Below are 21,282 nucleotides of genomic sequence, written 5' to 3' on the forward strand. Positions count from 1 at the left end.
TGGAGCGGGGCCGAGCCGGATTCCGCCACCAGTGCCGCGCCCTATCGGCTCTACAACATCGGCAACCACGAGCCGGTGGAGCTGATGCGCTACATCGAGGTGCTGGAGGACTGCCTGGGCCGGAAGGCCGAAAAGAACCTCCTGCCGCTGCAGCCGGGGGATGTGCCGGACACCTACGCCGATGTCGAGGCCCTGCGCGAGGATGTGGGCTATGCCCCGGCCACCCGCGTGGAAGACGGCATCGCCCGGTTCGTGGACTGGTATCTGGGGTATTACCGGGCGGCCGCCTGATGGGCGTCTACCGCAAGACCCTGCAACTGCTCACGCCGGCAGAGAAACGCCGCGGGGCACTGGTGCTCGGCATGATGATGGTCATGGCGATGCTGGAAACCGCCGGCGTCGCCTCCGTGATGCCGTTTCTGTCCGTGCTCGGCAACCCGGAGCTGGTCGACACCAACCCGGTGCTCAACCTGCTCTACACCCGCCTGGGTTTCACCTCGGTGGATGCCTTCATCTTTGCCCTGGGGGCTGCCGCGTTCGGGCTGATCCTGTTCTCGGCGATCTTTCGCACCCTGACGCACTTCGCGATGAACCGCTTCATCGAGATGCGCCGCCACAGCCTGGGGAAGCGCCTGCTGGAGACCTACTTGCGTCAGCCGTATGCGTTCTTCCTCAACCGCCACAGCGGCGACATGGCCAAGAGCATCCTGTCGGAGGTCGACCAGCTGGTGCTGAACGTCTTCCGCCCCGGGATCACGATGATCGCCTACCTGGTCGTGACCTTCGCTATCGTGACCCTGCTGGTCATCGTGGACCCCTGGCTGGCGCTGGGCGTCGCCGTGGTGATCGGTGGCGTTTACGGCACGATCTTTCTCTTGGTGCGGGGACTGCTGGGGCGCATCGGGCGCGACCGTTCGCGCGCCAACAAGGAACGCTTCACCGCCGCCGGCGAGGCCCTGGGCGGCATCAAGGACATCAAGCTGCTGGGTCGCGAACACGCCTACCTGGCACGCTTCGACGCGCCCTCCAGGCGCCAGGCCCGGCATCAGGCCACCAACCAGACCATCGCCCAGGTCCCGAAATTCCTCATCGAGGCGATCGGCTTCGGTGGCATCATCGCGCTGACCCTGATCCTGCTGCACACCCAGGGCGGGACCGGAACCGACTCGCTCGGCGAGATCCTGCCGATCCTCGGCCTGTATGCCTTTGCCGGCTACCGCCTGCTGCCCGCCGCGCAGCACATCTACGCGGGCCTCGCCAAGCTGCGCTTCGGCGCCGCCGCCGTGGAGAGCGTCACCGACGACCTGCGCGAGCGCGAGGCGCTGGCGGAACTGCATCGCCAAGCCCCGCAACCCCTGTCCCCGCGCGAGTCGATTCAGCTCAAGGGCATCGACTACACCTACCCCGGTGGCCACCGCCCGGCGCTGCAGGCCATCGACCTGGAGATCCCGGTCGGCAGTTCGGTCGGGATCATCGGCACCACCGGATCCGGCAAGACCACGCTGGTCGACGTGCTGCTGGGACTGCTGCGGCCGACACAAGGCGACATCCTGGTGGATGGCCAGCCAGTCACGGATGCCAACCTCCGTGCCTGGCAGCAGTCCCTGGGCTACGTGCCCCAGGACATCTTCCTCACCGACTCGACCGTCGCCGAAAACATCGCGCTGGGGATCCCCGCCGCACGGATCGACCATGACCAGGTCGAGCGCTGCGCGCGCATGGCGCAGGTCCACGAGTTCATCGTCCACGACATGCCGGAGCAATACGCGACCATGGTCGGCGAGCGCGGCGTGCGCCTGTCCGGCGGCCAGCGCCAGCGCATCGGCATCGCCCGGGCGCTCTATCACGATCCCGACGTCCTGGTCTTCGACGAGGCGACCAGCGCCCTCGACAACGCCACCGAGCGCGCCGTGATGGAGGCGATCGAGTCCCTGGCCCGGAGCAAGACCATCATCCTGATTGCGCATCGCCTCAGCACGGTTCGCGCCTGCGATCAGGTCGCCCTCCTGGAGCGCGGGTCGTTTACCGCCGTGGGCCGCTTCGACGACCTCGTCACCGACTCGGACTCCGAGTCCGAGTCCGAGTCCGAAACCGGCACGGCGCCGGCCCGATCCATTCCCACTCCCGCCGCCTCCGGCACGCATGGCTAGACCCATGGCATCGCGGCGAATCGAGGAACAGCCTGTGACACACATCCAGTCCCAGCCCCTGCAGATCAAGAACAGCGGGCGCATCGCGCAGACCATCGCGCGGGCGGTCCACCTGCGCCACCTGCAGAAGTCACGCAAGATCGCGACCCAGTGGCGCGAGAAACTGATCCGGGCACACGGCGAGTCCGTGGTAACCCGAACGGTCCTGCAACGGATCAAGCGCTACGCCGCCCGGACCTACGGCCACGAGTCCTGGTGGCCATGGCTGGCGGCCTATACCGAAGTCCGCCGCGAGTTCGTCGAGGGCTGGATCGGCGACGACTACTACACCGAGCACCTCAATCCGCTCTGGAACCGCCAGGACATCCGTCGCCTGAGCGGGCTCAAGACCATGGACTCGCGCCTGTTTCCGGACAGCGTCGTGCCGCCGGTCTTCGTACGCGTGGGGGGGCAGTACCTGGATGCCCGGGGTACACCGGAATCACTGGCAGCGGCCCTGGACCGACTCGAAGCCGGCAGGACCTACGTGCTCAAGCCGGACGAGGGACGCCAGGGCCTTGGCGTGACCTTTGCGCCCGCCAACCGAGTCGGCGAGGAACTCGCGCAGATCCCCGGCAACTGCATCGTGCAGCCCCTGATCGAGCAGCACCCGGACATCGCGCGCATCAATGCCAGTTCGGTCAACACCCTGCGGGTGCTGACCTTTCTCGATCCGGAGTCCGGCGAACTGCGCATCCTCAATCAGTTCCTCCGCCTCGGGCGCGAGGGACAGCGCACCGACAACGTCTCCACCGGAGGCTATTTCGTCGGCGTCGACGGCGATGGCTGGCTGGACGGCCACCTGCGGGATCCGGTCTGCGTCAGCATCGGCTCGGTCCACCCCGACAGCGGGGTGGATGTGAAGGGCCTGCGAATCCCGGACTTTGCCGCCGTGCGCGAGCTGTGCCTGAACGCCCATCGCCGCATCCCCTATCTGCGCTTCATTGGCTGGGATGTCTGCATCCAGGCCAGTGGTGAACCCGTGATCCTCGAATGGAACGCGGAACAGGTGGCCTGGTCGCGCAACGAGTCCTGCTTCGGGCCGCTGTTGCCCTCGGTCCCGCGCGGCTATCCGCGCTGATCCGCCACCGCCATCAGGAGAGCGACATGAACCCGATCAAACTGCTGTGGACCGGCGGCTGGGACTCCAGCTACCGCCTGCTGGATCTGGCCCTGTATCAGGGCCGGAGGGTACAACCCGTCTATGTGCTGGATCCGCGCCGGAAGTCCTATGTCTACGAGCTGCGGGCAATGGCGAAGATTCGCGCGGGCATCGAAGGCCGCGCCGAGACCCGCGGACGCGTCGCGCCGGTGCGGGTCTACCTGCGCAGTGACATCCTCGAGGACCCGGAGATCACCGGGCTCTATCACCGCCTGGCCAGCGAGGTGCATGTCGGTACCCAGTACGACTGGCTGGCGCGGCTGTGCGCCCAGGAAGACCTGCGAGACCTGGAGCTGTCGCTGACCGGACACGAGGCCGGAACCGAGTTGCAGGAACGTTTGTTCCGCAACCCGCAATACGGGGACTTCCGCTTCCGCGAGGACGACTTCGCCTGGGAGCTGTTCCAGTACTACCGCTTTCCCCTGCTGTCGGTCACCAAGGAGGCGATGAAGTTCGACGCCGAGGCCAAGGGCTTCCTGCCCCTGCTCGAACAATCCTGGTTCTGCCACTCGCCGATCCTGGGTCGCCCCTGTGGCCACTGCCAGCCCTGTCGCTTCTCGCGCGAGTCGCGGCGCAGGATCCAGTATTCGCGTCTGGGCCCGATCCTGGACCTTGCCCGCCGGGCCCGCTCCGGCCTGCGCTCGATGCGCGCGGCCGGCGCCTGAGACGCGAACATCATGTCCCTCGCCTTCGGTGCCCTTCTCCCCTGGCTGTCCGGGCCGCGCGAGTTTGCCGCGCTGCGCCGGGCCGAGCGGCTGCCCCTGCCCGCCCTGCAGCGCCTGCAGGCCGAGCGGCTTGCACGCCTGCTGCTCCAGGCACGCGACGACGTGCCGTACTACCGCGAAATCCTGCCGGATGCGGACACCATTGCGGCCGATCCGGTGGCCAGCCTGCTGTCGCTCCCCATCCTGGACAAGGACACGATCCGCCGCGAAGGCGCGCGCCTGCATTCGCAGCGGCCGCGGCCCGGGCTGCGGCGCAACACCTCGGGGGGATCGACCGGCGAGCCCGCCACGTTCTATCAGGACACCGCCTATCGCCGCTGGGGTCGCGCCACCAAGGCCCTGTTCGACGGCTGGACTGGCTACCGCCCGGGACAGCACAAGGCCGTGCTGTGGGCCGCTTCGCGTGATCTGGGCGCGGGGGGCGGCGCGCGCCGCCTGGCCGAACGCCTGAAAAACCGGACCCTGCTCAACGCCTACCGCATGGATCCGGCGACGCTGGACGCGCACCTCGAGGCGCTGCGCGCGGCGCCGCCTGCCCAGCTCCAGATCTATGCGGAGAGTGGCCACGAACTGGCGCGGCATGCCCTGCATCGGGGTATCCGTGTCCAGGGGATCGGTAGCGTACTGAGTTCGGCCGGCACGCTGTTCCCCGATATGCGCGAGACCATCGAGAGGGCCTTCGAGGCCCCGGTGTTCAACCGTTACGGCTCGCGCGAGGTCGGTGACATGGCCTGCGAATGCGAGCGTCACCGGGGCCTGCACGTGAACCCCCTGACACAGTACCTCGAGATCCTGGACGACCAGGGCCGCCCGGTGCCACCCGGCACCCCGGGGCGGGTTGTCGTGACCTCACTCACCAACCACAGCATGCCCCTGCTGCGCTACGCGATCGGCGATCTGGCGAGCTGGGCCGGCGAGCCCTGCGACTGCGGCCGGGAGTGGCCCTTGCTCGAGGGCGTATGGGGGCGCGTGACCGACCACATTTGCGGCGCCAATGGCGCGGTGGTCTTCGGCGGGTGGCTGCGCCAGTTGCTGTACCCGGAAGACTGGATCGGGCAGTACCAGTGGGTCCAGCACGCCGAGGACCACATCCGGCTGCGCCTCGTCCCGGTCGACAGCGCCACCGATAGCACGCGCGAACGGGCCCTGCACCGGCGCCTGGAACCCGTGATCCGCGAACACCTCGGCGCACAGACGCGACTCGCCATCGACCGCGTCGACACGATCCCGCCATCCCCCAGCGGGAAACACCTGCATGTGGTCAGCGAGCTGTCGGAGAACCGGCCGTGAGGATCCTGCATGTGATCAACGGGCTCGGTCAGGGCGGCGCGGAACGCCAGCTGGGGAACCTGCTGCGGGCCGCGCCGGAGTCCGGCGCGGTGTTCGCGCTCAAGGAGCCCGGCGTGATGGCCGGCGATATCCGCGCGCACGGTGTTCCGGTATATACCGGCGGCCTGCGCAATCCCCTGTCCCCGGGATGGATCGCGGCGCTGCGCCGGGCACTGGCCGCCTATCAGCCCGATGGCGTGATGGGCTGGATGTACCACGGCAATCTGGCCGCGTCGCTGACCCGGCGTCTGGGCCACCGGGGCCCGGTGTTGTGGAACGTGCGCCACTCGATCCACGACCTGGCACACGAGAAACGCGGGACCCGCTGGGTCATCCGTACCGGCGCATGGCTATCGCGGTATCCGGCACGCATCGTCTACAACAGCGCGACCGCGGCCGCGCAGCACGAGGCCCTGGGGTTTTCCGCGGCGCGGCGCGTGGTGCTGCCGAATGGCTTTGATCTGGAACGTTTCCGTCCGGACCCGGAGGCCCCCGGGGGGCTGCGCGCGCAACTGGGTATCGGCGCGCAGCCCTGGCTGCTGGGCATGGTGGGGCGCGCCCATCCGATGAAGAACCATGTCGGGCTGGTGGCGGCCCTGGCCCACCTGGTCCGGGCCGGAATGGACGTGCACTGCGTGATGGTCGGTACCCGCGTCTCCGCGGACGACCACCCCCTGACCCAGGCCATCCGCCAGCACGGGATGAACCGGCATATCACGCTGCTTCCGTCGACCCCCGAACCCGAGGCCCTCTACCCGGGCCTGGATCTGCTGGTGCTGCCCTCGCGCTGGGGCGAGGGATTCCCCAACGTCGTGGGCGAAGCCATGGCCTGCGGCGTACCCGCCGTGGTCACGGATATCGGCGATGCCGCCACGGTCGTCGGGGAAACCGGTTTTGTCTCCGCGAGCCCGGAGCCTGCGGATCTGGCCGCTGCCATTGGCCAGGCCGCAGATCAGGGGCGTGAGCGCCTGCGCGAACTGGGGGGCGCGGCGCGTGAACGCATGCAGGCGCATTACGCCCTGGATGCCGTGAGCGCGCGCTACCAGGACCTGTTCCTGGGGGCCCGGACGGATACCGCGCCCGTCTCGCCATGAGCTATACCTCGATCCCGTTCACCTTCATGGAGCTGCTGCTGGCGGGCAGCTTTCTCATGCTGGTGCTGGTCGCGGTGCTGTGGACCGGGCGCACCCGCGAGGGCTACCTGTGGCCGCTACTGGCGGCCTTCGGGGCGCGCATCGGCGCCGCCCTGGTGCAGCGCTTCCTGTCCCCCCTGCCCCAGGGTGGCGCCGATGCGATCAGCTTCGAGCGCCGGGCCTGGTTCTGGGCCCAGAGCGGCTGCGGGAATCTCGGCGATCATTTCAGCATGGGCAGCTCCTACCTGCACAGCTGGCTGATTGCGAACGTCTACGCCTGCGCCGATCGCGCGCCCCTGGCCTTCCAGGCCGTGAACATCGCCCTGGGCATGCTCACCGTCTACCTGATCGCGCGCATCGCCGAACAGCTCTGGGACCGCCAGGCCGCGGTGCGTGCCGCCTGGATTGCCGCCCTGTTCCCGATCCTGATCGTGAATGCCGCCGTGCCGCTGCGCGAGGTGTGGTTCACCGCCTTTTTCCTGCTCGGTGTGCTGTGGCTGGTGCGCTGGGTACAGAGCCAGCGCACCGGGTTCCTGGTGGCCGCCGTCGGGGTGCTGCTGGCCTCGGCGATCGTGCATGGCGCGGCGGTATTTGCGATCGCAGGCATCGCGGTGGTACTGGTCGGCTGGTCGATCAGGGAATTCCTGCGCGCCGCGGATCTGGGGCGCATCCGACCGGGCCTGCTGTTCGGCGGCGTCCTGCTCGGCTCGGCCGGCGTCATGGGTTTCCTGGTGATGGACGACATGCGGTTCTCGTCCATCGGCCAGCTGGGCGATGTGATGGAGCAGACGGAGACCCTCGACCAGCGCGCCGAACGCAGTGCGCGCGGTGGAGCCGCCTATCCGTCATTCCTTATCCCCTCCAACGACCTACAGGCGCTGGTCCTGACCCCGATCCGCATGGGCTATCTGCTGTTTGGCCCGCCGCTGTGGGAGGTGCGCTCGCCGGTCCATCTCGTTGGCATGCTGGAGGGCCTGTTCTACTTGTCCCTGGTCCTGCTGCTGGCGCTCTACCGCCACCACTGGTGGCAACGCCAGGACTTCCGCCTGCTGGTGGTGATCTTCGTCGTACTCACGATCATTTTTGCCTGGGGCACCAGCAACTTCGGCACCGCCGCCCGCCACCGGGCCAAGTTCCTCGGGATCCTCATCGCCCTGGCGGCGGGCCTGGCCGGGCGCCACCTGTGGCGCCGGGAACGGCTGCAACGGCTCACCGGCGGGCACCAGGCGGCCGAAGAGACGGCCCCCGACCCGCCGGAACCCTCCAGCGCGGGCCTCCCGCGCCCGCGCCGGGCCGGGCCCTGATTGCCCGCACGCGACCCGCGCGTACCCGCCCCGCTCGCGGGGCCCCAGCTACACACCTGCACAGGAGATTCGAAGATGGTGGAATTTGCGGCACCGGACGCCCCGCGTCTGGCCATTATTGGTCTGGGTTATGTCGGCCTGCCCCTGGCGGCCGAATTCGGCCGTGTCCTGCCCACCCTGGGCTTCGACATCGACACGGGCCGCGTCGAGGAATTGCGCGGCGGGCATGACCGGACGCGCGAAGTCTCGCGCGAGGAACTTGCCGGCGCCGAGCACCTGGACCTGACCGCGGACAAGGAGCGCCTGCGGGAATGCAGCGTATTCATCGTGACGGTACCCACCCCGATCGATGCCCATCGGCGTCCCGACCTGGGCCCGCTGCTGGCCGCCAGCCGTACGGTGGGCCGCGCCCTGAAATCGGGGGACGTGGTGATCTACGAGTCCACGGTCTATCCCGGCGCCACCGAGGACGACTGCGCCCCGGTGCTGGCCGCGGAATCCGGCCTCGAGCTCAACCGGGACTTCTTCCTCGGTTACAGCCCGGAGCGGGTCAATCCCGGCGACAAGGAACACCGCATCCCGGACATCGTGAAGGTCACCTCCGGATCGACCCCGGAGGTCGCTGCCTTCGTCAACGCCCTGTACAGCCGCATCATCCGCGCCGGCACCCACCCGGCCGCCAGCATCCGCGTGGCCGAAGCGGCCAAGGTGATCGAGAACACCCAGCGCGATGTAAACATCGCCCTGATCAACGAACTCGCCATGCTGTTCGAACGCCTGAACCTGGATACCGAGGCGGTGCTCGCGGCGGCCGGCACCAAGTGGAACTTCCTGCCGTTCCGGCCCGGCCTGGTGGGCGGGCACTGCATCGGCGTCGACCCGTACTACCTGACCCACAAGGCCCAGGCCGCCGGCTACCACCCGGAGATGATCCTGGCGGGAAGGCGCACCAACGACGGCATGGGCGGCCATATCGCCGACCGCACCGTCAAGGCCATGATCCGCAAAGGCTTCCCGGTCGTGGGCTCGCGCATCCTGGTCCTGGGTCTGGCCTTCAAGGAGAACTGTCCGGATCTGCGCAACACCCGGGTGGTGGACATCATCCAGGACCTGCACGGCTATCACGCCGAGGTCGAGATCTGGGATCCGTGGGTGGACGCGGCCGAGGCCCGTCAGGAATACGGACTGGAACTCCTGCCCGACTCACCGGACCCGGGCCGTTACGACGCGATCATCCTCGCCGTCCCCCACCGCGAGTTCATCGACCTGGGCCCTCGGGGCCTGCAAAGGTTCGCCCGCGAGCGAGCCGTGATCTTCGACGTGAAATCGGTGCTCCCGCCAGAGGCGAGTGACCTGCGTCTATAAACGCTGAATCCCTTTCATCCGCCATTGTCTTTTCGGGGTGTCTCGCACACTTTAGGCGCCCCGAATCATGGCGCTAACCCATTGTCCTGTTTACCTTTTGTGCTCGTAAAAACGGGCTTCCGAGAGGCCCGGCCATCGCCCCCCGTCCACACGGCGATGCTCCCTCGAACCAGGAGCTCAACGCATGCAGGAAACCGAACACCGAAGGGTTGCAGCCTCGCTGCGCGAGCAGCGCCACGCTACGGCACAACCGGCCCCGGAAACCCGGGCTCGCGAACGCGGCGGCATCGATCTTTTGATCATAGCCGCCAATGCCCGCTCGTTGATCGCCAACCGGGGCGACCTGATCCGCGAGATCCGGGCTCGAGGGCACACCGTCGCGGCGGCCGTCCCGCGCAAGGACTACCTCCCGGAAGTCGAGGAGCTGGGCATCCCGATCTACCCCTTCGATCTGGGCCGAACCGGGATCAACCCGATCGCGGACCTGCGGACCACCATCGCGCTGGCTCGCCTGATCCGCCGGCTGAACCCGGAAGCGGTGTTCAGCTACACCGTCAAGCCGGTGGTGTACGGCTCCCTGGCCGCGCACTGGGCCGGGGTCCCGCGGGTGTACGCGATGATCACGGGCCTGGGGCATGCCTTCACGACCGAGTCGTGGCGCACACGGGTACTGCGCGCGATCAGTTCCCGCCTGTACCGGGCCGCGCTGGCGCGCTGCGACCGGGTGTTCTTCCAGAATCCGGACGACCTGCAGGACTTCCTCGACCGCCGGATCCTGCCCGATGCCGACCGGGTGGTCCGGATCAACGGCTCCGGGGTGGACGTGCAGCGCTTTGCGCGCCAGCCCCTGCCCGAGGGCGAGGCGCTGTTCCTGTTCGTCGGGCGCCTGCTGACCGAGAAGGGCATCGTCGAGTTCGTGGACGCGGCCCGGCAGGTGCACGCGCAATACCCCAACGCCCGGTTTGTCGTGGTCGGCCCCCACAACCCCGACCTGCCCCATTCGATCCCGGCCGAACAGGTCGAGGCCTGGAAGCGCGAGGGCATTGTCGAGTTCGCCGGCGGTGTTGCCGATGTCCGTCCCTGGCTCGAGCTGGCCTCGGTCTTCGTACTGCCCTCCTACCGCGAAGGCACGCCGCGCTCGGTGCTGGAGGCGATGAGCGTGGGCCGTCCGATCGTCACCACGGATGCCCCCGGCTGCCGCGAGACCGTCCTGGATGGCGAGAACGGCTTTCTTGTCCCGCCGCGAACCTCCGCGCCCCTGGCCGAGGCCATGCAGCGGTTTCTGGATGACCCGTCCCTGCTTGCCCGCATGGCCAGGGCCTCGCGCGAGCGGGTGGAAGCCAAGTACGAGGTGGGTCAGGTCAACCGCGTCATCCTTCGATCCATGGAGCTCTCATGAACGCGACCCTGAAACGGCTGTTCGACATCCTGGCCAGCCTGGGCGCCCTGCTCGCGCTGACACCGCTTCTGCTGCTGATCGCAACCGCGATCCGGCTGGACAGTCCCGGACCGGTCCTGTTTCGCCAGCGGCGCATTGGCCTGCACGGCCAGCCGTTCCGGGTGCTCAAGTTCCGCACCATGGTCGATCGCGACCCGGACGCGATCGACCAGCACCAGGAGCAGGTGGTCAGTGCCGGCATCGATCCGCGCATCACCCGCGTGGGTCGCCTGCTGCGCGCCACCAGTCTCGACGAGTTGCCGCAGCTGTGGAACATCCTGCGCGGCGACATGAGCGTGGTCGGCCCGCGCCCCATCCTGCCGGAGCAGGTGGAGGTCGTCCCGCCCTCCTACGCCTCGCGTTTTGATGTACGTCCCGGCCTGACCGGGCTGGCCCAGGTCCGGGGCCGGCGCACCCTGGGCTGGATCCAGCAGCTGGAGGCTGATGCCGAGTACGCCGCGCGTCACCACCTGCTGTACGACCTGGGCCTGATCCTGAAGACGGTCCACGTGGTCCTGACCGGCCAGGGGATCTATGGCGAGGCCGGCGTCAACTGGCGCACGTATCGCGATTCGTTGCGTAACCGACAACAAGGGGACACGAAATGACTTCGACCCTGAAACACATGTTCATCACCGCCTCCACCGACGCCGCCCGTCAGGCCGAGGCGGCCGGGATCGCACGGATCTTTGTCGACATGGAGACCCGGGGGAAGGCCGAGCGCCAGGGCCACCTGGACACCCACAAGGCCCGCCATACGCTGGACGATGTCCGCCGACTCTCCGACGCGTTAACAAGGGCGGAGCTGATGGTTCGTATCAATCCGCCGGCACCGCAAACGCCCTCGGAGGTCCGCCAGGCCATCGAGGCCGGCGCGGACCGGCTGATGCTGCCGATGTTTACCCATCTCGACGAGGTCGCCCGCTTCCTCGATGCGGTGGGCCAGCGCGTGCCGGTCACCCTGCTGGTGGAGACGCCGCAGGCCCTGATTCGTCTCCCTTCCTACCTGCCGCTGCTGGGGCCGCGCGACCAGATTCATGTGGGCCTGAACGACCTCAGCCTGGCTTCCGGTCTCGACTTCCTGTTCGAACCGCTGGCCGGCGGCATGCTCGAGACCCCCGCTGCCCAGTGCCGCGAGGCCGGCGTCGCTTTCGGCTTTGGGGGCGTCGGGGCTGTGGGCAAGGGGGAGATCCCGGCGGAATCCATCCTCGGGGAGCATGTGCGCCTCGGGTCCGAGTGGGTGATCCTCTCGCGGGCGTTCCGCGAGGGGGTCAGTCAGGACGACCCGGCCAAGGGGGCCGCGCGGCTGCGCCACGAACTGGAACGCCTGCGGGCGGCGGAACAGCGCTTTCGCGCGGCAAGCCCGGAACAGCTGCGCAACAACCGCGACGCGGTGCGCGAGCGGATCTTCCGGCTCGCGGCCCGGCTGCACAACCGGAGTCGCGCATGCGCCTGAGCCAGATCCTGTTCCTGCAGAAACCGGAGGTACTGCGGGAACAACAGGCCGCCATCGAGGCTCACCTGCACAAGGCACTGCCCAGCACCACCCTGACCTTCGCTGCCGCGCCGGAATCCGTCCCCAAAGGACTCGCGGTGGACGCCGTGATCGCCCCCACGCTTCCCTGGCTGCCCGAGGCCCTGGAGCGCCTGGCGCGTTATCGCTGGATTCATTTCCTGTCGGCCGGAGTGGAACGCATCTGGGACATGCCCTTTCCGAAGGAGGACCTGCTGCTGACCAAGAGCAGTGGCGTACATGGCCCCCCGATGAGCGAGTACGCAATCGGCGCGATGCTCTACTTTGCCAAGTCCTTCGACCGCTTCAACGCACAAAGCCGGGAAAGCCGCTGGGAACGCTGCTGGCTCGGAGAACTGACCGGCCGCACGGCGATGGTGGTCGGCATGGGGCACATCGGTGCGCAGGTCGCCCGACGCGCCCGGGCCTTCGACATGCGCGTGATCGGCGTGCAGCGCAACCCGCGGCCCCACGAGGACGCCGACGAGGTCATCGCGCTGGACGCGGTGGACGAACACCTGCCCGAGGTGGACTACCTGGTCGTATGCCTGCCGCTGACACCCGATACCCGGCACCAGGTCGGCCCGTCCCAGTTCCAGTACCTCAAGCGCGGCGCAGTCCTGGTGGACATCTCGCGCGGGGGCGTTGTCGATCAGCAGGCCCTGACCCGGGCGCTGGATGCGGAACAGCTGCGCGGGGCCGCCGTGGATGTCTTCGAGCAACAGCCCTTGCCGGCCGAATCGCCGCTGTGGAACCGTGCGAATGTCCTCGTCACGCCCCACGTCTCGGGCACCTCGCCGCACTACATGGACCGCGCCCTGGAGATCTTCGTCCGCAACGCCCGCGCGCTGGTACAGGGCATGGACCCGGCCACCCCGGTCGATCGCAGCGCCGGTTACTGACGCCTGCACGCCCCCGGGGTTGGCAACCGGCGCGGGGGCAAAGCCCAGCGCGGCCAGGCCGGCCTTACCGGGAGACCGGCTCCACCGTTCGTGCGTAGGCCACTGCGGCGGGGCGCGCCGGGGTCGGGGCGACCGGGCGGGGGGCGTATGCCGGTGCCGGCGCCCGGTGGCTGGCTTGTTCCTCGGTTCCCGGCCGGTACCCATCCACCACACGGCACACGGTCTCGAACGCGGCCCGGGCATCCCGCTCGCGGTCGGCCCGCTCAAGCGCTGCGAGCGCCTGGGCCAGCACCTCGCTCGCCACACAGGTCTCGCGCGCGCGCATGATCTTGGCGTGATCCGTCGCCTCCACGTTCTCTCCGATCAGAAGCTCCTCATAAAGCTTTTCGCCGGGACGCAGACCGGTACAGGTGATGGCCACGCCCTCACCCCCCGGGGCCCCGTCCTCGCGGACCTGGTGGCCATGTAGGCGAATCATGCGCCGTGCCAGATCGATAATTCGGACCGGTTCGCCCATATCGAGCACATAGACCTCGCCCCCCTCGGCCATGGCCCCGGCCTGAATCACCAGTTCCGCCGCCTCGGGGATGGACATGAAGTAGCGGGTGATCTCGGGATGGGTCACGGTCACCGGCCCCCCTTCGCGGATCTGGCGGTGAAACAGCGGGACCACCGAGCCGGAAGAACCGAGGACATTGCCAAACCGCACCATGGAGAACACGGTCTCGTTCTGGTGCCGGGCACGATCCTGCAGCACCAGCTCGGCCAGGCGCTTGCTCGCACCCATGATATTAGTCGGACGCACGGCCTTGTCGGTACTGATCAGGATGAAGCGTTCCACCCCTGCGGCGATCGCGGCATCCGCGACCGTGGCGGTCCCCAGCGTGTTGTTGCGAAGGCCCTCGAGTATGTTGCCCTCGACCAGCGGCACATGCTTGTAGGCAGCGGCGTGATAAAGGGTCTGCACACCGTGGGCGCGCAGGACCTCGTCCACTCGCGCCCGGTTGGCAACCGACCCGAGCGCGGCATGGACCGCCACCTTCGTCGGCATCCTGGAACCGCGCTCCGCAAGTTCCTGCTCGATCCGGTACAGCGCAAACTCGTTGCGCTCGAAGAGCACCAGCGCCGCCGGCTCCAGACTCAGGATCCGCCGGCACAGTTCGGAGCCGATCGACCCCCCCGCGCCGGTCACCATGACCACTCGACCCCGGATACTCCGGGCCAGCAGGGCCTCGTCGGGCGGGACCGGGTCACGCCCGAGGAGATCCGCGATATCGAGGTCCTCGAGCTGATCCAGTGGCGCCTGCCCGGACACGACGGCCTCCAGCGAAGGAACCGACTGGACATGCAGGGGATAGGGTTCCAGCCATTCGAGGATGCGGCGACGGTCGGCACGACTCGCCGAGGGCACGGCCAGCAAGGCCCGGCCGACCCCGCACTGGTCCACGAGCGTCTCCAGGGCCGCGGGCCCGCATACCGGGATATCGTCGATCGCACGCCCCTGCACGGCCGGATCCTCGTCAATGAACGCCACCACCCGGAAGCGCCCACTGGACTGCAGCCCCGACGCCAGCTGTATACCCGCCTCGCCGGCACCAAAGACCACTACACGTTCGCTACCCGAACGCCCGTCGGAGACCGCCTGGTACCAGCTACGCACCAGAAACCGCCCCGCGGCCACCAGGGCGAAGGCGAGCAGGAAAAAATTCACCGATACGGCCCCGAAAAACCCCGGGGTCTGCGTCAGCTCGGTGGACGCCCAGACCATCACCGCGAGCGCCAGCACGCCGGTGATGATGGCCCGAAACGCCCGGGCCCCCATGAAGCGCACGACGGTGCGGTAGAGCCCCAGCCGGGCAAACACCAGGATCCCCACCGCCGAAACCAGCGGGAACAGCCACCAAGCCTCGACCATCATCGCCGGCAGCGGCTGACCCGTGCGAATCACGAAGGCCAGCCACAGGGCGAGAGGCAGCATGGCGGCATCCGCCACAACCATCAGTCCCTGCTTCGCGCCACGCGGCAGCTGCAGCAGGTTGTCAAGACTACGATCCAGTATCGCCATCTCGTGGCCTCCCTCTGATCATCCATCGGATCGCGGCCCGAACACCGGCTCCTTGATGCCGCTGTTCACCGCAAGCGAGAAGGGAGGCTACCAGCGCACTCACGGACCATCTGGGGGGAGAATCACGCTGTCCGGGATCCGACTGAGGGCAGCGTCACGCTATGGAGACAACCCCGGGAAACGGGCCGGCACAGCGCCGGTTTCGAACCGCCACACCGCGGGAGACGGACGTTTCAGGCAGGTGCCCCGCGACTGAAAAAGGGAGAACGATGTCCCGACACGCACCCACACGGGCTCGAGACCGCTTTCTCAAGCAGCACCGACGACAAGGATACGAGGAAGAAATGGTGGGCCGTGTAGGAATCGAACCTACAACCAATGGATTAAGAGTCCACTGCTCTACCAATTGAGCTAACGGCCCCCGGAACAAAAGGGGATGGGGTGACCGATGGGACTCGAACCCACGACAACCGGAGTCACAATCCGGGACTCTACCAACTGAGCTACGGTCACCACCGTGTCACTGTACAGCTACTTGCGCGAGGGGCGGCCCTGGCGCGCCCGGCAGGACTCGAACCTGCAACCGTCGGCTTAGAAGGCCGATGCTCTATCCGGTTGAGCTACGAGCGCGTTACCGCCGAGCATTGGGGCCATGGCGCCTGATTCGAACCTGCCTGCAAGCCTTGGCCGGGAGCCATGGTCGGGGTAGAGGGATTCGAACCCCCGACATCCTGCTCCCAAAGCAGGCGCGCTACCAGACTGCGCTATACCCCGTCGAGCCGTCCCCGCAAAAAGGGCCTACACAGCGAGCGCAGGATGTTAGCCTTGGAAGAGGGATCCGGTCAAGGAAAAACGCGAAATTTCGGCCGCGCTCGCACCCGGCTACCGCCTGTCGTGGTAACGTCGACTCTACAACGTTCGCAAGGCTGCGACGCAGGGAGAAACGGATGCTCGACTGGGTAGCCAGTATGGCCATTGTGCTGGGGGCGACAGGCCTTCTGTACGCCCAGTGGACCCTCGCCCGACTGCTGCGCGAACTGCCGCAAAGCCGCGTGCGCACCGGCTGGAAGATGATGGCCTTCCTGATCCCGGTGTTCACCCTGGGCTACTTCGGCTACATCCCCCTGAACTGGGGCCTGTACCAGGGCCTTCCGGACCTGCTGGTCCCGGCGATCTTCCTGCTGGGCGGCTGTTTCGTCTGCACCGTGGTCGGCCTGACCCACAGCTCGGTGGAAAAGATCCGCCGCGTCACGCGGCTGGAGCATGAATCCATCACCGACCCGCTGACCGGTCTGTTCAACCGGCGGCACATGGATCGCCGGCTGGAAGAGGAGGTCTCCCGCGCGCGGCGCTACGGCCAGCCTCTCTCCCTGGTGATGCTGGACATCGACCAGTTCAAGCCGATCAACGACCGCCTCGGTCACCTGATCGGCGACTACATCCTGACCACCCTCGCCGAACGCATGCGACTGGTACTGCGGCGCTCCGACCTGGCCGCGCGTTTCGGCGGGGAGGAATTCGTCGTGATCGCCCCGCATACCGACCTCGAGGCGGCCATGGCCCTGGGTGACAAGCTGCGCAACGCAATCGCCGGTACCCCGATCACCCTGACTGGGCACCAGGCGGCCCCGCCCTGCGCCCCGGACGAACTGACCGTCACCGTCAGTGTCGGTATCGCCACACTGGACGCGCACCCACAGTCATCCGACACCGGCGAAACCCTGATTGGCCGCGCCGACGACGCGCTCTATCGCGCCAAGCAGGACGGCCGCAACCGTTGCGAGGCCAGCCCCGCCACAACCAGCCTCTCCGCGGCGCTGTAACGGATTCTTCCTGCGTCCGCCGACAACACGGATTCCCGCCCGCGTCGGCTTGAGCGCCCGCCCCCGCCATGGGAAGATCGCGGGCATTCCTTCCAAGGCGAGACCCCATGACGGCCCAGCTCATCGACGGACGCGCGATCGGACAAAGTCACCGCGCACGGATCGCGACCGAGATCGAATCCATGACCGCCCGCGACCTGCGTCCGCCGGGTCTCGCCGTGGTCCTGGTCGGGACCAACCCGGCCTCCGAGGTGTACGTGCGCAACAAGCGCAAGGCCTGCGAACAGGTCGGCGTGGTCTCGCACTCCTACGACCTGCCGGCCGGCACCCCGCAGACCGACCTGCTGGCGCTGATCGACCAGCTCAACGCCGACCGCACCATCGACGGCATCCTCGTCCAGCTGCCCCTGCCCGACCACATCGACCCGGAAACGGTGATCGAGCGCATCTCTCCGGCCAAGGACGTGGACGGCTTCCACCCCTACAACGTCGGCCGCCTGGTGGCGCGCGTGCCGCGCCTGCGCCCGTGTACGCCCTGGGGCGTCATCCAGTTGCTGCGCCACATCGAGGAGCCGTTCAAGGGCCGCACCGCCTGCGTGATCGGCGCCTCCAACATCGTCGGGCGCCCGATGGCCCTGGAGCTGCTGCTGGCCGGCGCCACCCCGACCATCTGCCACCGCTTCACGCCGGACACCGCCGCCATCGCCCGCCAGTCCGACATCGTCGTCGCGGCCGTGGGCAAACCCGGCCTGGTCAAGGGCGACTGGATCAAGCCGGGGGCCACGGTCATCGATATCGGCATCAACCGCCGCGACGACGGGACGCTGACCGGGGACGTGGAATTCGATGCCGCCGCCGAGAAGGCCGCCTGGATCACGCCCGTGCCGGGCGGCGTCGGCCCGATGACCGTCGCGATGCTGCTGGACAACACCCTGCGCGCCCGCGCCTTCGGGACCCACGAAGCGGGCTGAGGACGCGCCCGGGCCCGCCCGGGACCCCGCTCAACCGGCCGCGGCAATCTCCTGCGCGGCCCGCAGCCGCGCCCGCACCCGCTCGCGCCCCAGATACTCCCAGATCCGCGGCAGCTCCGGGCCAAAGGTCTGCCCGGAGAGGGCTGCGCGCAGCGGCATGAACAGCTTGCGGCCCTTGGCACCCGTCGCGGCCCCCACGGCCTTGGCCAGCGCCGGGAAGTCCTCGGCCTCATCCAGCGCCGCCAGCGCGGCGCCATAGAACGCCGCCCCGGCCCCCGCCAGCTCCTCGCGGGCGCTGTCGCTGTACGGCATCGGGTCGTCCGCGAACGCCGCCACCCACACCGGGGCCTCGGCCGCCCGGCTGATGTTGTCCCGCAGCAGGCGCGCCAGGGCCGGTCGCTCTTCGGCGGCGACCCCCTCGAGCACACCGGCCGCTTCCAGATAGGCCTGCAGTGACTCGTCCGACAGCCCGCGCAGGGCCTCCGACTGCCAGTGTTCCAGCTGCTGCGGGTCGTGCCGGGCCGCGCTGTGCCCGATCCGCTCGCGGCTGAAGCCGGCCGCCAGCGCCTCGGCCGAGAGCAACTCGTCCGACTCGAAGCGATGCCCGAGCCGCGCCAGGTGGTTCAGGATCGCCAGCGGCAGATAGCCATCGGCGCGCAGCTCCTCGACGCTGGCGGAGCCGTTGCGCTTGGACAACGGCGCCCCGTCCTGCCCCATCACCAGCGGCAGGTGGTGATAGGCCGGCGCCACCAGCCCCAGCGCCTCCAGCAGCAGCATCTGGCGCGGGGTGTTGGCGATATGGTCCTCGCCGCGCACCACGTCGGTCACGCCCATCAGGGCATCGTCGATCGCATTGGAGAAGAAGAAGGCGGGCGTGCCGTCGGAGCGCCGGATCACGAAGTCGCCGATCTCGTCGGTCCGAAAGCTCACCGGCCCGCGTACCCCGTCCTCGAAACGGACCGTCCGGCCCAGCGGCACGCGAAAGCGCAGGGTCGGCTTCTGCCCCTCGGCCGCGCGCCGCTCGGCCTCCTCCGCGCTCAGGTGGGCGCAGGTCCCGGGATAGCGCGGCGGCTTGCCCTGGGCGCGCATGCGCTTGCGCCCGCGGTCCAGCTCGGCGGCCGAGCAGAAGCACGGATAGGCCAGCCCCTGATCGATCAACTGCCGGTAATAACCCGCGTAGAGTTCGCCGCGCTCGGATTGCGCGTAGGGACCGGCGTCACCCCCTGCGCCGAAGCCCTCGTCCCAGTCCAGGCCCAGCCAGCGGAGATCACGCTGCAGGGCCTCGACAAACTCCGGCCGCGAGCGCTCGGCATCGGTGTCCTCGATCCGCAGCAGGAAACGGCCGCCGCGCGACCGCGCCAGCAGCGCGCTGAACAGCGCGGTGCGGACGTTGCCCAGATGCAGCAGGCCGGTGGGACTGGGGGCGAAACGGGTTCGGGTCATGGTGTTCGTCATCGCGCGCATGGTAGCGGAGCGCCCGCGGCCTCACCAGCGCCGCGTCCACACATCCAACCGGCGTGCTGGCAGGCCCCGCCGGTGGCGGGTACCATGCCCCCCTCGAGTTCCCCGGAGGTCAGAACCATGCAGCGCATCCGCACCCGGCTTGCCATTGTGCTGGCCACCGCCCTTCTTGCCCTACTGCTTTCAGGAGCCCCCATGGCCGATACCAATCCGCAGGTCGCGATCGAAACCAACCATGGCCGCATCGTGCTGGAACTCAACGCCGAAGCCGCCCCGGAGACGGTCGCCAACTTCATGTCCTACGTGGATGACGGCTTCTACGACGGTACGATCTTTCACCGCGTGATCCCGGGATTCATGGTCCAGGGCGGCGGCTTCGACAAGAACATGAGCCAGAAGTCCGCTGGCGAGCCGATCCGCAACGAGGCGGACAACGGCCTGAAGAACGAGGTGGGCGCGATCTCCATGGCCCGTACCCAGGATCCGCACTCGGCCACCGCGCAGTTCTTCATCAACGTGAACGACAACGACTTCCTCAACCACACGGCCCCGAATGCGCAGGGCTGGGGTTATGCGGTCTTCGGCAAGGTGACCGAGGGCATGGACGTCGTGCGTCAGATCGAGTCCGTGCCCACCGGGCGTTCCGGCATGCACCAGGATGTGCCGCAGGAGCCGGTCGTGATGGAAAGCGTGAAACGCGTCGAGGACTGAGCCACCCCGTGGCTTCGAGCGCGCCGGCCCTGGTCATCTCCGACCTGCACCTGGATCGCGAGCCCGGCCCCCTGCTGGAGGCCGTACTTGCCTTCCTGAAGGGGCCGGCGCGCAGCGCCTCGGCGCTGTACATCCTCGGCGACCTGTTCGAATACTGGGTCGGCGATGACGCCGGCTTCCCGGCGGCCGAACAGCTCGCCGAGGCCCTGCAGACACTCGAGATCCCGGTCGCCTTCATCCACGGCAACCGGGATTTTCTCGTGGGCCCGGACTACGCCAAACGGGCGGGGATTCAGCTGGCGCCCGAGCCATTGCATGCGGCCCTGCCCTGCGGGCCCGCCGTGCTGCTGCATGGCGATTCCCTGTGCACCGACGACACCGAGCACATGGCCTTTCGCCAGCAGGTGCGCGGCGGCGAATGGCAGCGGGCCTTTCTGGCCCATCCGCTGGAGGAACGCATCCGCCAGGCCGAGGCCATGCGCGCCACCAGCCGCGACAACAGCCGGATGAAGGCCGACGCCATCATGGACGTGAATGCGAACGCCGTGGCCGATACCTTCCGCGACGCCGATGTCCCGCTGATGATTCATGGCCATACCCACCGCCCCGCGATCCACGACCTGGCGGTCGATGGTCAGCCGCGCCAGCGCTGCGTGCTCCCGGCCTGGGACGAGCACCCCGGCTACCTGGAGGTCGCGGCGACCGGCCCCGTCCTGCGCGAACTGGACGGCTCGCCCTACCCGGCGCACCTGCTGCACGCCTGAACCGCACTCTTCGCGCCGTTGCGCGGCTGGGCATGGTTCGTCGTCGGTGTTTACGGCGGCTTCGTTCGGCCGCCTGCTTTGTAGTGGCTGGTCCTGGCTCGGCCTCGGGTGTTTACGGTGCCTTCGGTCCGCATACTGCCTGGCGCTGACTCGCCAGCGCGCCCCGAGGCACTTTCTTGCTTGCCCAAGAAAGTGAACCGCCCCGGGTTTCCCGGAGACCCGTTGGTTTGGGTCACGCTGCACGAACGGACCCCTGAAGTGGTTGATGGTACTGCGCTTCGATCGTTGCCGGCGGTCGATACCCGTTGGATTCCAACAGGCGTCGCCGGTTGAACCAGTCGACCCACTGGAGCGTAGCCCACTCGACGTCGCGTAGATCGTTAAGACGTCCCCAGTAGGCCCGGACCTCGGTCTTGTACAGCCCGTT

General features: G+C 68.3%; 17 protein-coding genes, 4 tRNA genes and 2 pseudogenes. 16 read left to right on the plus strand and 7 right to left on the minus strand.

Annotated elements, in window-relative coordinates; all coding sequences use genetic code 11:
- The 12 genes and pseudogenes from D105_RS14310 to D105_RS0113365 form a co-directional block, all read left to right on the plus strand.
- Positions 1-291, plus strand: a pseudogene (locus tag D105_RS14310) (capsular biosynthesis protein CpsI); the annotation flags it as partial.
- Positions 291-2,150: an ABC transporter ATP-binding protein gene (locus tag D105_RS0113315; RefSeq protein WP_018878731.1), complete on the plus strand. Its 1,860-nt coding sequence runs from the start codon at positions 291-293 to the stop codon at positions 2,148-2,150. The pseudogene D105_RS14310 and the gene D105_RS0113315, both read left to right, overlap by 1 nt.
- Before the next feature lie 34 nt (positions 2,151-2,184).
- Positions 2,185-3,270: a sugar-transfer associated ATP-grasp domain-containing protein gene (locus tag D105_RS0113320; protein ID WP_018867263.1), complete on the plus strand. Its 1,086-nt coding sequence runs from the start codon at positions 2,185-2,187 to the stop codon at positions 3,268-3,270.
- A 26-nt stretch (positions 3,271-3,296) separates the two neighbouring features.
- On the plus strand, positions 3,297-4,016 hold the full coding sequence (locus D105_RS0113325; RefSeq protein WP_018878732.1) for a hypothetical protein: 720 nt from the start codon (positions 3,297-3,299) through the stop codon (positions 4,014-4,016).
- 12 nt (positions 4,017-4,028) lie between these two features.
- Entirely contained in the window at positions 4,029-5,366 is a 1,338-nt protein-coding gene (locus D105_RS0113330; protein ID WP_018878733.1) for a phenylacetate--CoA ligase family protein, read from the plus strand.
- A complete protein-coding gene (locus tag D105_RS0113335) occupies positions 5,363-6,499 on the plus strand; it encodes a glycosyltransferase (protein ID WP_018867260.1) in 1,137 nt (378 codons plus the stop codon). Before D105_RS0113330 ends, D105_RS0113335 begins: the two co-directional genes overlap by 4 nt.
- Entirely contained in the window at positions 6,496-7,842 is a 1,347-nt protein-coding gene (locus tag D105_RS0113340; RefSeq protein ID WP_018867259.1) for a glycosyltransferase family 39 protein, read from the plus strand. The genes D105_RS0113335 and D105_RS0113340 overlap by 4 nt, the downstream gene beginning before the upstream one ends.
- 75 nt (positions 7,843-7,917) lie before the next feature.
- Entirely contained in the window at positions 7,918-9,207 is a 1,290-nt protein-coding gene (locus D105_RS0113345; RefSeq protein WP_018878735.1) for a nucleotide sugar dehydrogenase, read from the plus strand.
- Positions 9,208-9,391: 184 nt separating this feature from the next.
- A complete protein-coding gene (locus D105_RS0113350; protein ID WP_018867257.1) occupies positions 9,392-10,606 on the plus strand; it encodes a glycosyltransferase family 4 protein in 1,215 nt (404 codons plus the stop codon).
- Complete coding sequence (locus tag D105_RS0113355; protein WP_018878736.1) at positions 10,603-11,253, plus strand: sugar transferase; 651 nt, start codon at positions 10,603-10,605, stop codon at positions 11,251-11,253. The genes D105_RS0113350 and D105_RS0113355 overlap by 4 nt, the downstream gene beginning before the upstream one ends.
- Entirely contained in the window at positions 11,250-12,101 is an 852-nt protein-coding gene (locus D105_RS0113360) for an aldolase/citrate lyase family protein (RefSeq protein WP_018878737.1), read from the plus strand. Before D105_RS0113355 ends, D105_RS0113360 begins: the two co-directional genes overlap by 4 nt.
- Positions 12,092-13,060 (plus strand): D-2-hydroxyacid dehydrogenase, encoded by a 969-nt coding sequence (locus D105_RS0113365; protein WP_018878738.1) that lies wholly within the window; start codon positions 12,092-12,094, stop codon positions 13,058-13,060. The genes D105_RS0113360 and D105_RS0113365 overlap by 10 nt, the downstream gene beginning before the upstream one ends.
- A 64-nt stretch (positions 13,061-13,124) precedes the next feature.
- Here D105_RS0113365 and D105_RS0113370 read toward each other — a convergent pair whose 3' ends face one another.
- The 5 genes from D105_RS0113370 to D105_RS0113390 all read right to left on the minus strand — a co-directional run bounded on the left by D105_RS0113370 (position 13,125) and on the right by D105_RS0113390 (position 15,899).
- Positions 13,125-15,125 (minus strand): nucleoside-diphosphate sugar epimerase/dehydratase, encoded by a 2,001-nt coding sequence (locus D105_RS0113370; RefSeq protein WP_018867253.1) that lies wholly within the window; start codon positions 15,123-15,125, stop codon positions 13,125-13,127.
- Between the two features lie 345 nt (positions 15,126-15,470).
- Positions 15,471-15,546 (minus strand) — tRNA-Lys (locus D105_RS0113375).
- Positions 15,547-15,562: 16 nt separating this feature from the next.
- Positions 15,563-15,638 (minus strand) — tRNA-His (locus D105_RS0113380).
- Positions 15,639-15,678: 40 nt separating this feature from the next.
- Positions 15,679-15,755: transfer RNA gene (locus tag D105_RS0113385), tRNA-Arg, on the minus strand.
- Positions 15,756-15,822: 67 nt separating this feature from the next.
- Positions 15,823-15,899 (minus strand) — tRNA-Pro (locus tag D105_RS0113390).
- Positions 15,900-16,072: 173 nt separating this feature from the next.
- Here D105_RS0113390 and D105_RS0113395 point away from each other — a divergent pair.
- Together D105_RS0113395 and folD are read left to right on the plus strand one after the other, a co-directional pair.
- Positions 16,073-16,948, plus strand: a complete 876-nt coding sequence (locus D105_RS0113395) for a GGDEF domain-containing protein (protein WP_018878739.1) — start codon at positions 16,073-16,075, stop codon at positions 16,946-16,948.
- Between the two features lie 107 nt (positions 16,949-17,055).
- Entirely contained in the window at positions 17,056-17,919 is an 864-nt protein-coding gene (folD, locus tag D105_RS0113400) for a bifunctional methylenetetrahydrofolate dehydrogenase/methenyltetrahydrofolate cyclohydrolase FolD (protein ID WP_018867251.1), read from the plus strand.
- Positions 17,920-17,949: 30 nt separating this feature from the next.
- Here the strand turns inward: folD and gltX are convergent, their stop codons facing one another.
- Positions 17,950-19,383 carry a glutamate--tRNA ligase gene (gene gltX / locus D105_RS0113405; protein ID WP_018867250.1) on the minus strand — a complete coding sequence of 478 codons (1,434 nt, stop codon included), beginning with the start codon at positions 19,381-19,383 and terminating at the stop codon, positions 17,950-17,952.
- Positions 19,384-19,575: 192 nt separating this feature from the next.
- Between gltX and D105_RS0113410 the strand changes: the two genes are divergently transcribed.
- Together D105_RS0113410 and D105_RS0113415 are read left to right on the plus strand one after the other, a co-directional pair.
- Positions 19,576-20,091 (plus strand): peptidylprolyl isomerase, encoded by a 516-nt coding sequence (locus D105_RS0113410; protein ID WP_018137548.1) that lies wholly within the window; start codon positions 19,576-19,578, stop codon positions 20,089-20,091.
- 8 nt (positions 20,092-20,099) lie between these two features.
- A complete protein-coding gene (locus D105_RS0113415; protein ID WP_018877066.1) occupies positions 20,100-20,855 on the plus strand; it encodes a UDP-2,3-diacylglucosamine diphosphatase in 756 nt (251 codons plus the stop codon).
- A 232-nt stretch (positions 20,856-21,087) separates the two neighbouring features.
- Here the strand turns inward: D105_RS0113415 and D105_RS15310 are convergent.
- Positions 21,088-21,282: pseudogene (locus tag D105_RS15310) on the minus strand (IS3 family transposase); the annotation flags it as partial.

Source organism: Thioalkalivibrio sp. ALE28 (assembly GCF_000377425.1).
In the GTDB taxonomy this organism is placed as follows: Bacteria; Pseudomonadota; Gammaproteobacteria; order Ectothiorhodospirales; family Ectothiorhodospiraceae; genus Thioalkalivibrio.